The 14,550-nt window shown below is 59.3% G+C and carries 15 protein-coding genes; 11 read left to right on the top strand and 4 right to left on the bottom strand.

Going from position 1 to position 14,550, the window contains the following annotated elements; all coding sequences use genetic code 11:
* Window positions 1-201: 201 nt before the first annotated feature.
* Complete coding sequence (gene nhaA, locus NWP14_RS24610) at window positions 202-1,362, top strand: Na+/H+ antiporter NhaA (RefSeq protein ID WP_375216137.1); 1,161 nt, start codon at window positions 202-204, stop codon at window positions 1,360-1,362.
* Between the two features lie 52 nt (window positions 1,363-1,414).
* Window positions 1,415-2,314 (top strand): transcriptional activator NhaR, encoded by a 900-nt coding sequence (nhaR, locus tag NWP14_RS24605; protein WP_095103885.1) that lies wholly within the window; start codon window positions 1,415-1,417, stop codon window positions 2,312-2,314.
* Window positions 2,315-2,386: 72 nt separating this feature from the next.
* On the opposite strand, the gene rpsT is transcribed toward nhaR, so the two are convergent.
* Window positions 2,387-2,650, bottom strand: a complete 264-nt coding sequence (rpsT, locus tag NWP14_RS24600; RefSeq protein WP_003018940.1) for a 30S ribosomal protein S20 — start codon at window positions 2,648-2,650, stop codon at window positions 2,387-2,389.
* A 330-nt stretch (window positions 2,651-2,980) separates the two neighbouring features.
* On the opposite strand from rpsT, the gene ribF reads away from it, so the two are divergent.
* The 6 genes from ribF (at window position 2,981) to rihC (ending at window position 9,764) form a co-directional block, all read left to right on the top strand.
* Window positions 2,981-3,919: a bifunctional riboflavin kinase/FAD synthetase gene (ribF, locus tag NWP14_RS24595; protein ID WP_095103883.1), complete on the top strand. Its 939-nt coding sequence runs from the start codon at window positions 2,981-2,983 to the stop codon at window positions 3,917-3,919.
* Between the two features lie 44 nt (window positions 3,920-3,963).
* Window positions 3,964-6,780 (top strand): isoleucine--tRNA ligase, encoded by a 2,817-nt coding sequence (gene ileS / locus NWP14_RS24590; protein WP_375216136.1) that lies wholly within the window; start codon window positions 3,964-3,966, stop codon window positions 6,778-6,780.
* A complete protein-coding gene (gene lspA / locus NWP14_RS24585) occupies window positions 6,780-7,277 on the top strand; it encodes a signal peptidase II (protein WP_045860018.1) in 498 nt (165 codons plus the stop codon). Before ileS ends, lspA begins: the two co-directional genes overlap by 1 nt.
* A gap of 105 nt (window positions 7,278-7,382) precedes the next feature.
* A complete protein-coding gene (fkpB, locus tag NWP14_RS24580; protein ID WP_045860016.1) occupies window positions 7,383-7,832 on the top strand; it encodes an FKBP-type peptidyl-prolyl cis-trans isomerase in 450 nt (149 codons plus the stop codon).
* Window position 7,833: 1 nt separating this feature from the next.
* Entirely contained in the window at window positions 7,834-8,784 is a 951-nt protein-coding gene (ispH, locus tag NWP14_RS24575; RefSeq protein WP_331834528.1) for a 4-hydroxy-3-methylbut-2-enyl diphosphate reductase, read from the top strand.
* A 65-nt stretch (window positions 8,785-8,849) separates the two neighbouring features.
* Window positions 8,850-9,764 (top strand): ribonucleoside hydrolase RihC, encoded by a 915-nt coding sequence (gene rihC / locus NWP14_RS24570; protein ID WP_095103879.1) that lies wholly within the window; start codon window positions 8,850-8,852, stop codon window positions 9,762-9,764.
* 5 nt (window positions 9,765-9,769) lie between these two features.
* Here rihC and NWP14_RS24565 read toward each other — a convergent pair whose 3' ends face one another.
* Window positions 9,770-10,672: a LysR family transcriptional regulator gene (locus NWP14_RS24565; RefSeq protein ID WP_331834529.1), complete on the bottom strand. Its 903-nt coding sequence runs from the start codon at window positions 10,670-10,672 to the stop codon at window positions 9,770-9,772.
* A gap of 92 nt (window positions 10,673-10,764) precedes the next feature.
* On the opposite strand from NWP14_RS24565, the gene NWP14_RS24560 reads away from it, so the two are divergent.
* From NWP14_RS24560 to NWP14_RS24550, 3 genes are all read left to right on the top strand, one after another.
* A complete protein-coding gene (locus tag NWP14_RS24560; protein WP_331834530.1) occupies window positions 10,765-11,394 on the top strand; it encodes an alanyl-tRNA editing protein in 630 nt (209 codons plus the stop codon).
* 115 nt (window positions 11,395-11,509) lie between these two features.
* Window positions 11,510-12,073 carry a glucose-6-phosphate isomerase family protein gene (locus NWP14_RS24555; protein WP_375216135.1) on the top strand — a complete coding sequence of 188 codons (564 nt, stop codon included), beginning with the start codon at window positions 11,510-11,512 and terminating at the stop codon, window positions 12,071-12,073.
* Window positions 12,066-12,848: a glucose-6-phosphate isomerase family protein gene (locus NWP14_RS24550; RefSeq protein WP_331834532.1), complete on the top strand. Its 783-nt coding sequence runs from the start codon at window positions 12,066-12,068 to the stop codon at window positions 12,846-12,848. Before NWP14_RS24555 ends, NWP14_RS24550 begins: the two co-directional genes overlap by 8 nt.
* 82 nt (window positions 12,849-12,930) lie before the next feature.
* Here NWP14_RS24550 and NWP14_RS24545 read toward each other — a convergent pair whose 3' ends face one another.
* On the bottom strand, window positions 12,931-13,749 hold the full coding sequence (locus NWP14_RS24545) for a PTS system mannose/fructose/sorbose family transporter subunit IID (RefSeq protein WP_095103869.1): 819 nt from the start codon (window positions 13,747-13,749) through the stop codon (window positions 12,931-12,933).
* Window positions 13,749-14,546: a PTS sugar transporter subunit IIC gene (locus tag NWP14_RS24540; protein ID WP_095103867.1), complete on the bottom strand. Its 798-nt coding sequence runs from the start codon at window positions 14,544-14,546 to the stop codon at window positions 13,749-13,751. The genes NWP14_RS24545 and NWP14_RS24540 overlap by 1 nt, the downstream gene beginning before the upstream one ends.
* Between the last annotated feature and the right edge of the window lie 4 nt (window positions 14,547-14,550).

The following is a 14,550-nucleotide window of genomic DNA, read 5'->3' as shown; positions in this document are numbered from 1 at the left end:
CTTTATCGCAAAGTGGCTTTTTTATTTCTCGCCGTCTATCCGTTAATGATGCCTGAACCTCTCGATCGGACATCTTTCTGATTCTTCTCTTTTTAGTTCGTAAAAACCGATTGAAAGGGCAATAATAATCTTATTTTTTCGATCTGTTATGGCGATTAAAATAGTTTAAACGATGAATAATCCTGATAGAGAGAATAAAAAGTGAAACATCTGCAGCGTTTTTTAAGTAGCGATGCTTCCGGGGGCATAATCCTCATTTTTGCCGCCGTGCTGGCGATGCTGTTGGCAAATACCGACGCCACCAGCGGCCTGTATCACGCCTTTTTGACAATGCCGGTTCAGCTGCGCGTCGGTGCGTTAGAAATCAACAAGAACATGCTGCTGTGGATTAACGATGCGCTGATGGCCGTCTTCTTCCTGCTGATTGGCCTCGAAGTAAAGCGCGAGATGATGCAGGGGGCGCTGGCCAGCCGTCGTCAGGCGGTATTCCCGGTGCTGGCCGCCTTAGGTGGGATGGTCGTCCCGGCGCTGATCTACCTTGCGTTTAACGCTCAGGACCCGATTGCCAGAGGGGGCTGGGCGATCCCGGCGGCAACCGATATTGCGTTTGCGCTGGGCGTGCTGGCGCTGCTGGGCAGCCGCGTGCCTGTGGCGCTGAAGATTTTCCTGATGGCGCTGGCCATTATCGATGACCTGGGGGCGATCGTCATTATCGCGCTGTTCTACACCAGCGACCTTTCCATGCTGTCGCTCGCCGTGGCGGCGGGAGCCATTGGCGTGCTGGCGCTGCTGAACCTGAGCGGGGTGCGGCGCACCGGTATCTATATTCTGGTCGGGGCGGTGCTGTGGACCGCGGTGCTGAAATCCGGAGTTCACGCCACCTTAGCGGGAGTCATTGTCGGCTTTATGATCCCGCTGAAGGAGCAGGATGGAAAATCGCCGGCGCAGCAGCTTGAGCACGTTCTGCACCCGTGGGTTGCCTGGCTTATCCTGCCGCTTTTTGCCTTTGCTAATGCGGGCGTCTCGCTGCAAGGAGTGACGCTTGAGGGGCTGACGTCGCTGCTGCCGCTGGGGATTATTGCCGGGCTGTTTATTGGCAAGCCGCTGGGGATCGGCCTGTTCTGCTGGCTGGCGCTGAAGCTGAAGTGGGCTTCGCTGCCGAAAGGGGCCAGCTTCCAGCAGATTATGGCGGTCGGCGTGCTCTGCGGGATTGGCTTTACCATGTCGATTTTTATCGCCAGCCTGGCGTTTGCCAGCACTGACCCCGGATTAATCAACTGGGCCAAGCTTGGCATTCTGACCGGCTCGGTACTATCGGCCGTCAGCGGATATATGCTGCTGCGTAAGCGCATAGCGGCGTAACACTTTCGGAGAGCCCGCAGAGGCTCTCCAGGACATTATCAGGGAGAGAAGCATGTCGCATATTAATTACAACCATCTGTACTACTTCTGGCACGTGTACAAGGAAGGCTCCGTTGTCGGGGCGGCGGAAGCGCTATTTCTGACGCCGCAGACCATAACCGGACAAATTAAAGCGCTTGAAGAGCGCCTGCAGGGCAAGCTGTTTAAGCGTAAGGGCAGGGGGCTGGAGCCGAGCGAGCTGGGTGAGCTGGTGTTCCGCTATGCCGACCGCATGTTTACGCTAAGCCAGGAGATGCTGGATATCGTCAACTATCGCAAGGAGTCCAATCTGCTGTTCGACGTTGGCGTGGCGGATGCGCTCTCGAAGCGGCTGGTGAGCGGCGTGCTGGATGCCGCGGTGGTTGAGGATGAGCAGATCCACCTGCGCTGCTTTGAATCGACCCACGAGATGCTGCTGGAGCAGCTGAGCCAGCATAAGCTCGATATGATTATCTCCGATTGCCCCATCGACTCAACCCAGCAGGAGGGGCTGTTTTCGGTGCGCATCGGCGAATGCAGCGTGAGCTTCTGGTGTATGAATCCGCCGCCGGAGAAACCGTTTCCCGCCTGCCTTGAGGAGCGTCGCCTGCTGATCCCCGGCAGACGTTCGATGCTAGGCCGCAAGCTGCTGAACTGGTTTAATTCGCAGGGGCTCAAGGTTGAGATCCTCGGGGAGTTTGATGACGCGGCGCTGATGAAGGCGTTCGGTGCGGCGCACAATGCGATTTTTGTCGCCCCGACGCTATACGCGCATGATTTCTACCATGACGAGTCGATCATTGAGATTGGCCGGATGGAGAACGTGATGGAGGAGTATCACGCCATCTTTGCCGAGCGCATGATCCAGCATCCGGCGGTACAGCGTATCTGCAACCGCGACTACTCGGCGCTCTTTACCTCGCCGCAGCGCTGACGGTCGGCAGATTTCAGGCATAAAAAAACCCGCTTTCGCGGGTTTTTCTACAAAGCGATAACAAGCAGGCTATTAAGCCAGTTTGTTGATCTGAGCGGTCAGGTTTGCTTTATGACGCGCAGCTTTGTTTTTGTGGATCAGACCTTTAGCAGCCTGACGGTCCACGATTGGTTGCATTTCGTTAAATGCTTTCAGTGCAGTAGCTTTGTCGCCAGCTTCGATGGCTGCGTATACTTTCTTGATGAAAGTACGCATCATAGAGCGACGGCTAGCGTTGTGCTTGCGGGCCTTTTCAGACTGAACGGCGCGCTTCTTAGCTGATTTGATATTAGCCAAGGTCCAACTCCCAAATGTGTTCTATATGGACAATTCAAAGGCCGAGGAGAATGCCCGTTTAGCCTTCTTTTGTCAATGGATTTGTGCAAATAAGCGGCGCTTAAAACAACGACGCTTTATTACGTAGTGATGGCGCAAGATTCTACCAGCTTGTTGCGGGCGAATACAGCCTTTCCACCATAAAAATCGACGGGCGCGCGTAGTTTTCCCCGCGTTCCAGCGCTGAGTTGATGAATTCTCGGGATCTTTCAACGAAGAGGTGCAATCGCTGGTTAACGTCGCCAGTTGTACAAGGTATACTCGGACGATTTTCACTGTTTTGAGCCAGACATGAAGCTGATACGCGGCATACATAATCTCAGCCAGGCCCCGCGCGGGTGCGTGCTGACCATTGGTAATTTTGACGGTGTGCATCGCGGGCATCAGGCGCTGCTGCAGCGCTTGCGCGCAGAGGGCCGCCAGCGTGGCTTACCGGTGGTGGTGATGATTTTCGAACCGCAGCCGCTGGAGCTGTTTGCCGCCGATAAGGCGCCCGCGCGCCTGACGCGCCTGCGTGAAAAGCTGCGCTATTTGGCTGAAAGCGGCGTCGACTACGTGCTGTGCGTGCGGTTCGACCGACGCTTTGCCGCCTTGACCGCTCAGGACTTTATCAGCGAACTGCTGGTCCGCCGCCTGGGCGTGCAGTTCCTCGCCGTGGGCGATGATTTCCGCTTTGGCGCTGGTCGTCAGGGGGATTTCTTGTTATTACAGAAAGCCGGAGTGGAGTTTGGGTTTGACATAACCAGCACCCAGACTTTCTGTGAAGGCGGCGTACGCATCAGCAGCACCGCGGTGCGGCAGGCGCTGGCGGATGACGATCTGGCTCTCGCAGAAACCCTGCTGGGCCATCCGTTTACCATCTCCGGGCGCGTGGTCCACGGCGATGAGCTGGGGCGCACCATTGGCTTCCCGACGGCGAATTTACCGCTGCGTCGTCAGGTTTCCCCGGTTAAAGGGGTCTATGCGGTAGAAGTGACGGGGCTTGGCGACAAACCTTTGCCGGGTGTCGCCAATATTGGCACTCGCCCAACGGTCGCCGGCGTGCGTCAACAGCTGGAAGTACATCTGTTGGACGTTGTAATGGACCTCTACGGTCGCCATATAGATGTAATACTGCGTAAAAAAATACGTAACGAACAGCGATTTGCGTCGCTCGATGAGCTGAAGGCGCAAATTGCACGTGATGAGTTAACGGCCCGCGAGCTTTTTGGGCTGACCAGCCAGGCATAAACCTGTTGGTGTTTATCAAACCGAAATACGGAACCGAGAATCTGATGAGTGACTATAAATCCACCCTGAATTTGCCGGAAACAGGGTTCCCGATGCGTGGCGATCTCGCCAAACGCGAACCGGGAATGCTGGCGCGTTGGACCGATGATGATCTGTACGGCATCATCCGTGCGGCGAAAAAAGGCAAAAAAACCTTCATTCTGCATGATGGCCCTCCTTATGCGAATGGCAGCATTCATATTGGTCACTCGGTTAACAAGATTCTGAAAGACATTATCGTTAAGTCCAAAGGGCTGACGGGCTATGATTCTCCCTACGTTCCGGGTTGGGACTGCCACGGTCTGCCGATCGAGCTGAAAGTGGAGCAGGAATACGGCAAACCGGGCGAGAAGTTCACCGCTGCCGAGTTCCGCGCTAAGTGCCGCGAATACGCCGCGACCCAGGTTGACGGCCAGCGTAAAGACTTTATCCGTCTTGGCGTGCTGGGCGACTGGTCGCGTCCGTATCTGACCATGGATTTCAAAACCGAAGCCAATATCATCCGCGCGCTGGGTAAAATCATCGGCAACGGCCACCTGCACAAAGGCGCGAAGCCGGTGCACTGGTGCGTAGACTGCCGTTCCGCGCTGGCGGAAGCGGAAGTTGAGTATTACGACAAAACCTCCCCGTCTATCGACGTGGCGTTCCACGCGGTCGATAAAGCGGCGGTGCTGGCGAAATTCGGCGTTGCCGACGTCAGCGGCCCGGTTTCCCTGGTTATCTGGACCACCACGCCGTGGACCCTGCCGGCTAACCGCGCCATCTCCCTGTCGCCGGAATTCGACTATGCGCTGGTGCAGGTTGACGGCCAGGCGCTGATCCTGGCGAAAGACCTGGTTGAAAGCGTGATGAAGCGTACGGGCATCGCGGATTACACCATCCTTGCGGTGGTCAACGGCGCCGAGCTGGAGCTGATGCGCTTTAAGCATCCGTTCCTCGACTTCGACGTTCCGGCGATCCTCGGCGACCACGTTACCCTCGATGCGGGTACCGGCGCGGTGCATACCGCCGGTGGTCACGGCCCTGACGACTACACCATCAGCCAGAAATATGGTCTGGAAATCGCCAATCCGGTGGGTCCGGACGGCGCCTACCTGCCAGGAACCTATCCGTCGCTGGACGGTATCAACGTCTTCAAGGCCAACGACATCATCGTTGAGCTGCTGCGTGACAGCGGCGCGCTGCTGCACGTTGAAAAAATGCAGCACAGCTATCCGTGCTGCTGGCGCCACAAGTCGCCGATCATCTTCCGCGCCACGCCGCAGTGGTTCGTCAGCATGGATCAGAAAGGCCTGCGCGCGCAGTCGCTGAAAGAGATTAAAGGCGTGCAGTGGATCCCGGACTGGGGCCAGGCGCGTATCGAATCGATGGTTGCCAACCGTCCTGACTGGTGTATTTCCCGTCAGCGTACCTGGGGCGTGCCGATGTCCCTGTTTGTGCATAAAGAGACCCAGGAGCTGCATCCGCGCACTCTGGAGCTGATGGAAGAAGTGGCGAAGCGCGTTGAGGTTGACGGTATTCAGGCGTGGTGGGATCTCGACTCCCGCGACATCCTCGGTGCCGATGCCGACAGCTACGAGAAAGTGCCGGATACCCTCGACGTGTGGTTCGACTCCGGCTCTACCCACTCCTCGGTGGTTGACGTGCGTCCGGAGTTTTCCGGTCACGCCGCCGATATGTATCTGGAAGGTTCCGACCAGCACCGCGGCTGGTTCATGTCCTCGCTGATGATCTCCACGGCGATGAAGGGCAAAGCGCCGTATCGTCAGGTGCTGACCCACGGCTTTACCGTTGATGGCCAGGGCCGCAAGATGTCCAAATCCATCGGCAATACCGTCTCTCCGCAGGACGTGATGAACAAGCTGGGCGCGGATATCCTGCGTCTGTGGGTGGCTTCCACCGACTATACCGGCGAAATGGCGGTCTCCGATGAGATCCTCAAACGCGCCGCCGACAGCTATCGTCGTATCCGTAACACCGCGCGCTTCCTGCTGGCGAACCTTAACGGCTTCGACCCGCTGACCGACATGGTGAAACCGGAAGAGATGGTGGTTCTGGATCGCTGGGCGGTGAGCTGCGCGAAAGCGGCGCAGGAAGATATCCTCCAAGCCTACGAGTCCTACGATTTCCACGAAGTGGTGCAGCGCCTGATGCGCTTCTGCTCCATCGAGATGGGTTCGTTCTACCTCGACATCATCAAAGACCGCCAGTACACCGCGAAAGCGGACAGCGTGGCGCGTCGCAGCTGCCAGACCGCGCTGTTCCACATCGTGGAAGCGCTGGTGCGCTGGATGGCGCCGATCATGTCCTTCACCGCCGACGAAATCTGGGGCTACCTGCCGGGTTCCCGCGAGAAATACGTCTTCACCGGCGAGTGGTATGAAGGCCTGTTTGGCCTGGCTGACGACGAAGCGATGAACGATGGCTTCTGGGACGAACTGCTGAAAGTGCGCGGCGAAGTCAACAAGGTTATCGAGCAGGCTCGCGCAGACAAGCTGGTGGGCGGCTCTCTTGAGGCGGCGGTCACGCTGTATGCGGATAGCGAGCTGGCGGCGAAGCTGAATGCGCTGAGCGATGAATTACGCTTTGTCCTGTTAACCTCCGGGGCGAACGTTGCCGACTATGCGCAGGCGCCGGCTGATGCCTGGCAGAGCGAGCTGCTGAAGGGTCTGCGGGTTGTGCTGAGCAAAGCGGAAGGCGATAAGTGCCCACGCTGCTGGCACTACACCAGCGACGTCGGCAAGGTGGCGGAACACGCGGAAATCTGCGGTCGCTGTGTCAGCAACGTCGCCGGTGACGGCGAACAACGTAAGTTTGCCTGATGAGTAAATCTGTTTGTTCAACCGGGCTACGCTGGCTGTGGGTCGTCGTCGCCGTGCTGATTATCGATCTGGGCAGCAAATTCCTGATCCTCCAGAACTTTGCTCTGGGGGATACGGTTTCGCTGTTCCCATCGCTGAACCTGCACTATGCGCGCAACTACGGCGCGGCTTTTAGCTTCCTCGCCGATAGCGGCGGCTGGCAGCGCTGGTTCTTTGCGGGGATCGCCCTCGGCATCTGCGTGATTCTGACGGTGCTGATGTACCGCTCGAAGGCGACGCAGAAGCTGAATAACATCGCCTACGCGCTGATTATTGGCGGGGCGTTAGGCAACCTGTTTGACCGGCTGTGGCACGGTTTTGTCGTCGATATGATTGATTTCTACGTCGGTGAGTGGCATTTCGCCACCTTCAACCTGGCCGATACCGCCATTTGTATCGGCGCGGCGCTGATTGTGCTGGAGGGCTTTTTGCCCGGCGCTGCGAAGAAAACCGCGTAATCCCTGCCGGGTGGCGTTTTCGCCGGCCCGGCCTACATTATAAGCGTACCCCGCCAGCTGTCTTGCCGGCGGGGTACACACGGAACCAACTTAGAGCAAACCTGCATGTCAAACTCTGTACAGAGCAACAGCGGGGTGCTGGTGCACTTCACGCTGAAACTTGATGATGGCTCCACCGCGGAGTCTACGCGCAATAACGGCAAGCCGGCGCTGTTCCGTCTCGGCGATGCTTCGCTCTCCGAGGGGCTCGAACAGCACCTTCTGGGGCTGAAGGCGGGGGATAAAACCAACTTCTCCCTTGAGCCTGATGCCGCGTTTGGCGTACCCAGCCCGGACCTGATTCAGTACTTCTCCCGCCGCGAATTTATCGATGCGGGCGAACCGGAAATCGGCGCAATTATGCTCTTTACCGCAATGGATGGCAGCGAAATGCCCGGCGTGATTCGGGAAGTTAACGGCGATTCCATCACCGTTGATTTCAACCATCCGCTGGCCGGGCGCACCGTTCATTTTGATATTGAAGTGCTGGAAGTCGATCCGGCGCTGGAGGAGTAAAATGCAGATCCTGTTGGCTAACCCGCGCGGCTTCTGCGCCGGCGTTGACCGCGCTATCAGCATTGTCGAAAACGCGCTGACGCTGTACGGCGCGCCGATCTATGTTCGTCATGAGGTGGTGCATAACCGCTATGTGGTCGATAGCCTGCGCAAGCGCGGCGCTATTTTTATCGAGCAAATCGGTGAAGTGCCGGACGGCGCGATCCTGATTTTCTCCGCTCACGGCGTCTCGCAGGCGGTACGCAACGAAGCGAAAAACCGCGATCTGACGGTTTTCGATGCCACCTGTCCGCTGGTGACTAAGGTCCATATGGAAGTGGCTCGCGCCAGCCGCCGCGGCGAAGAGTCGATTCTGATCGGTCACGCCGGCCACCCGGAAGTTGAGGGGACGATGGGCCAGTACAGCAACCCGCAGGGGGGCATGTATCTGGTGGAGTCGCCGGACGACGTCTGGACGCTGGAGGTGAAAAACGACGCCAGGCTGTCGTTCATGACCCAGACCACGCTCTCCGTTGATGACACCTCTGACGTCATTGACGCCCTGCGCGAGCGCTTCCCGAAAATTGTCGGGCCGCGTAAAGATGATATTTGCTACGCCACCACCAATCGCCAGGAGGCGGTACGCGCGCTGGCGGAGCAGGCGGACGTGGTGCTGGTGGTGGGGTCGAAGAACTCCTCCAACTCCAACCGTCTGGCCGAACTCGCACAGCGCATGGGGAAAGCGGCGTATCTGATCGATGATGCGACCGATATCCAGGAGCCGTGGGTCAAAGCGGCCAAATGCGTAGGCGTGACCGCCGGCGCATCGGCGCCGGATGTCCTGGTACAGAACGTGATCGCTCGCCTGCAGGAGCTGGGCGGCGGCGACGCGGTGCCGCTGGAAGGACGCGAAGAGAATATCGTATTTGAAGTTCCCAAAGAGCTGCGGGTCGATGTCCGTGAAGTAGAATAAGTTCTTTGCGCCGTCAGTATGCGAAGATGCCAGACTTAACGTCTGGCATTTTTTTTGGAGAGTTTATGCGCTTACCGATCGTTCTTGATACCGATCCCGGCATTGATGATGCGGCGGCGATCGCCGCCGCGCTGTTCGCGCCCGAGCTGGATCTGCAGCTGATGACCACGGTGGCCGGCAACGTGTCGGTGGAAAAAACCACCCGCAATGCGCTGCAGCTGCTGCATTTCTGGAACGCCGACGTGCCGCTGGCCCAGGGCGCCTCAATGCCCCTGCTGCGCCCGCTGCGCGATGCGGCCTCCGTGCACGGTGAGTCGGGGATGGAGGGGTATGAGTTTGTCGAGCATCGCTGCCAGCCGCTGCCGAAACCGGCGTTTCAGGCCATTCGCGATGCGCTGATGCATGCCCCGGAGCCGATGACGCTGGTGGCCATTGGCCCGCTAACCAACATTGCGCTGCTGCTGACGCAGTATCCGGAGTGTCGGTTTAACATTCGTCGTCTGGTCATTATGGGCGGGTCCGCCGGGCGAGGTAACTTCACCCCCAATGCGGAGTTCAACATTGCCATCGATCCGGAAGCCGCGGCCAAAGTGTTTCAGAGCGGGCTGGAGATTGTGATGTGCGGACTGGACGTCACGAATCAGGCCATGCTCGCGCCGGAGTACCTCGCCACGCTGCCGACGCTCAACAGGACCGGGAAAATGCTCCACGCGCTGTTCAGCCACTACCGCAGCGGCAGCATGGAGAGCGGGCTGCGCATGCATGACCTGTGCGCCATCGCCTGGCTGGTTCGCCCCGAGCTGTTTACCCTTAAATCGTGCTTTGTGGCGGTCGAAACGCAGGGGAGCTGGACGGCGGGCACCACGGTCGTTGATATCGAAGGCCGCCTTGGCCAGCCGGCTAACGCCAGCGTGGCGCTGGATCTGGACGTGGCAGGCTTCCAGCGCTGGGTAGCAGAAGTTCTGGCGCTGGCGCCATAGGCCGTTTAGCGGCGATAAATTTTCTCGCTGAGATAGTCAATCATGGCCCGCATTCTGGCGGGCATATGCTTATTGCCCGCCCACAGCAGCCAAAGCTGGCCGGAATAGCTGCTGATAAACTCCCACTCAGCCAGCACCTGCACGATCTCCTCGCGCTCCAGCGCTTCGCGGGCGGTAAACAGCGGCAGGCTGCCAATGCCTAAATTCTGCTTCACCGCATCCAGCCGCACGGCGGTGTGGTTGGCGGCGTAGCGTCCTCGGGTCTGAACGGTCTCTGTTTTTCCTTCACGACGAAATTTCCAGCGCGCATCGGCGGGCGTTTCGCCGAGGCTGATGCAGCTATGGTCGCGCAGATCCTGCGGATTTTGCGGCGCGCCGTGCTGCTGTAAATAGTGCGGGGTGGCGCAGATCACGTGGCTGACCGGCATCAGCGGCTTGCCGTGGAGCCCCGGCGAAGGCGAATGGGTGATACGCAGCGCCAGATCGATACCATCATCAATCAGGTCAAGATAGCGATCTTCGAGACGCAGGCAGACGTCAACCTGCGGAAAGCGGGTCAGAAACTCCGTCATCAGCGGATGGATAACAAACCGCCCGACGGCCTTCGGCACGCTGAGCGTCAGCTTGCCTTGCGCCACCTGCTGAGTGCTGCCGGCGGCATCCATCGCCAGGCGCGCGGCTTCCAGCATCTCCAGCGCATGGGCGTAAACCGTCTTTCCGGCATCGCTCAGACGGAGTTTGCGCGTGGAGCGGTGCAGCAGCTTGCTGCCCATCTCCTGTTCAAGGCGCGAGACGCTGCGGCTGACCGCGGAGGGCGTGGTTCCCGAAAGCCGGGCGACCGCGGAAAAGCTGCCCTGCTCGACGATTTGCACGAAGAGGGCTAAATCGGGAAGTAAGCTTAAATTCATTTGTGCCCTCTAAGCAAAGGTGCATTGACGGATGACGGGATTATCTCTGTGCGTATTATCAATATACTGTGCGCAAAGAGAGGAGAACAACCATGACTGAACGTCTTTATTACACCAGCGATGCCACCGAAGGGCGCGCACGGGTGGTGAGCTGCGCGGCGCAGGCCGATGGCCGCTACGCAATCGAGCTGGACCGGACGCTGTTTCATCCGCAGGGCGGCGGGCAGCCGGCGGATCGCGGCTGGATAGCGGATATCGCCGTTGACGGCGTGACGGCGTTTGGCGACAGCATTCTGCACCTTGTCCCGCAGCCGCTGGCCCTGGGCGAGGTGGCGATGCGGATTGATGCCGCAGCGCGGCATCAGCATGCCCGCCTGCACTCCGCAGGCCACCTGATTGGCCTGGCGGGAGAGCAGTGCGGCTGGCAGCCGACGAAAGCCCATCACTGGCCCGGAGAGGGGCGGATTACCTTCACTTCAGGCGCTAACGCGGCCCTGCCGGAGGCCGGCGCTCTGCAGGCAAAGGTTGCCGGCTGGCGGGCGGAAAACCTGCCGCGCCATATCTCCGTGGCCGACGGGCTGCGCAGGGTGGGGTTTGGTTCACTGCCTGCCTATCCCTGCGGCGGTACCCACGTTGCCAGCCTCTCTGAGCTGGGCGAGGTGGTGATAACTCAGGTGAAAATGAAAAAGGGCCAGCTGATCGTGAGCTACACGCTGGCGTGAAGGTACATTTGCGGTGCCGGCTGTGATATCCGCTACAAAGTCATCCTCTCGCCCTTGGGTTAATCGATTAATCTGCTAAGCTGATTGTGCTGTTCTCCTTGGGCCGGAGACAAATATGAATCCTTTCTTTTTCCAGCCACCGCAGGTGGCGTGGGCCAGCGGCCTGTTTTCCGACGGCCCGCTGCTGCGCAAGTCGACGCGTATTCAGGATCTGGTCGGCGTTTTTGCCGATGAGCGAACCCGTCTGACGATGGCGGGCGATCTCGTGGTGTACGAAGTCGAAATGCTGGATACCTCCTCCGCACCGGGCGAGCTCTATACCGGCGTAACCCATCTCCAACCCGGCAAAGTCGGGGATGAATTTTTTATGACCCGCGGGCACTTTCACGCCCGCCGCGAGCAGGGCGAAGTCTACTTCGGCCTGCGCGGCGGCGGCCTGCTGCTGCTGCAAAACGAGCGCCGGGAAACCCGTCTGGAGAAGGTATTCGCCGGCTCGGTGCACGTTATCCCCGGCTATACCGCCCACCGGTTAATTAACACCGGCAGCGATATTCTGTCGGCGCTGGCGGTCTGGCCTGCCGCAGCGGGGCATGACTACGCGGCGCTGGGCAGCGGCTTCAGGCTGCGGGTCGTGGAGGAGAACCAGACGATTCAGGCAAAGGAGGTGCAGAATGGCTGACTCCGCCCGCGCCTGGGGCCTGGATATGACGATTCACCAGAACCCTCCTGGTTTTAGCTACGGCAATGACGTGACCGGGCCGATGCCGGAGATCCGTCGCCTCGATGAGATCCGCGCCTCGCTGCGCGATCCGCACTGTGAAGGGCCGGATGAGGTCTATGCGATCGCGATGGACGTGGCGCGCATGCAGGATCGCGATGAGCTGAAAAAGCGCATGTTGCTGTTTGGCGTCGTGACCTACGCCGCCGGAAGGCTGGGGGAAGAGCCGGTGCGCAGCCAGGGCCATATTCATCGTGTCAGCCAGCACAGCGGCTGGTCGCCGCCGGAGCTGTATGAAATCTGGCAGGGGAGGGCGATTATCTATATGCAGGAGCGGGTGGAGGACGACCCGGGCCGCTGCTTTGCGGTGATTGCCGAACCCGGTGATAAGGTGCTGGTGCCGCCGGGGTGGGGGCACGCGACAATTTCCGCCGATCCCGAGGTGCCGCTGACCTTCGGCGCCTGGTGCGATCGGGAGTACGGCTTTGAATATGATGCCGTGCGGGCGCATAAGGGGCTGGCGTGGTACCCGCTGCTGCAGGATAACCACGTTATCTGGCAGCATAATTCACGCTATCTTCCCGGCCGCCTGCAGGCGATTACGCCGCGCCGGTACGTGGAGTTTGGCATCACCTCTGCGCCGATTTATCAGCAATTTATCGACGATCCCGCCCGCCTGCAGTTTATCTCCAGTCCCGACAGGACGGCGGAGCTGTGGCACAACTTTCATCCATAAAAAACCGGGGCGCGATGCCCCGGTTCAGATATTGGCGCTACAGGCGGCGACCCCGGCCTGCAAACCGGGGTCGCGTTCGCGGCTAGCCGGCAAACAGGCCGCTGGCGACGCCTGCCGCAGCCAGCACCAGCAGCATGACCATCGCCTTCACCGGCGAAACGCCGCGCTTCGCCATTAAATACCAGGTCCCCAGCACCACTACCAGCGGCAGGAGCTGCGGGAATATGCCGTCCAGCATCTGCTGCACGTGGATATTGACGCCATCGCGGGTAATGAACTCCAGCCCGGTTCCCAGCTTCACGTAGCTCGCCGCGACGCCGCCCATCACGAAGACGCCGAGCAGCGACAGGGCCTCGCGCAGGCGGGTGGAGCGGCTGCTGACCAGCATCTCCACCGAGCCGGAGCCCATTTTGTAGCCTTTTAAAAACAGGAACCACGAGCCGGGGATAATAATCGCCAGCCAGGCGACGATATAAAACAGCGGCCCGAGGACGTTGCCGCCCGCCGCCAGCGCCATGCCGATACTCAGCAGAATAGGGATCAGCATTCCCGGGATCATCGAGTCGCCGATCCCGGCGATCGGCCCCATCAGGCCAACCTTCAGGGTGTTGATCGTCTCACCGTCGATGGGCTCGCCATTGGCTTTTTTCTCTTCCAGTCCGAGCACCATCCCGTTAACGATCGCGCCGATCTGCGGCTCGGTATTGTAGAAGGAGGCGTGGCGGCGCAGCATTTCAGTGCGCTGGGCCGCGTCCGGATAGAGCTTTTTCGCCACCGGCAGCATGCTCAGGCAGAAGCCGAACGACTCCAGGCGCTCAAAGCTCATCGACGAGAGGTTGTGCATCATCCACGCCCGCCAGCAGCGGCGAAGATCTTTACGGTTCAGGGTACGTTCTTCCATCAGAATTCATCCTCATCATCGACGGCCGGCTTGCTGCCCGCGGCCTGCTGCGGTTCCGGCTTATAGTTGTAGTGGATCAGCGCCAGCAGCGAGCCCACGATCACCAGCGCGACCATGTTGAGCTTTAAAAAGACGATGCAGACGAACCCGACGAGAAAATAGATCAGCATGGTGTAGTTCTTGATGATCTGTTTAAGCAGAATCGCGATCCCCACCGCCGGCAGAATGCCGCCCAGCACGTTCATCGTCGCGAGCACGATTTTCGGCAGGCTGTCCATAAAGCCGCTGATGTACTGGGCGCCAAAATAGACCGCAATAAAGGTGGGAACAAAACGCAGAATGAAGTTACTGACCTGCGGCCAGATCGCGCTGTTCAGATAAATACCGCGCTCATCGCCGCGCTCCAGCGCCACGTCGGCGCGGTGGTTCCAGAAGGAGTTCAGCACCATCATCGCATTGAACAAAATCGTGCCGGCGATACCGATAGTCGCCGCCAGCGCCACCGCGACTTCCGGTCCTTTACCCGACAAAATACCCAGCGCAATCGCCGGCCAGGCGACGAAGTTGAGGTCGGCGGGCATTGAGCCTCCCGGCGTCACCATGGCGATATACACCGCCTGGACCGCAACGCCTATCACGATCCCGGTCTTCAGGTCGCCTAAAATCAGGCCGACCAGCATGCCGGAGACCAGCGGCCGGGTAATCAGATACCAGCCGCCGGTCAGGCCTAAAAGCCAGGGGCTGCTGAGGGCCCCCAGATAGCAAAGAATGCCAATCAGCGTAGCTTCGATAATCATCATC

The organism is Klebsiella sp. C349492 (assembly GCF_042055345.1).
In the GTDB taxonomy this organism is placed as follows: Bacteria; Pseudomonadota; Gammaproteobacteria; order Enterobacterales; family Enterobacteriaceae; genus Klebsiella; species Klebsiella scottii.
This window is presented reverse-complemented; position numbering and strand designations above follow the sequence as displayed.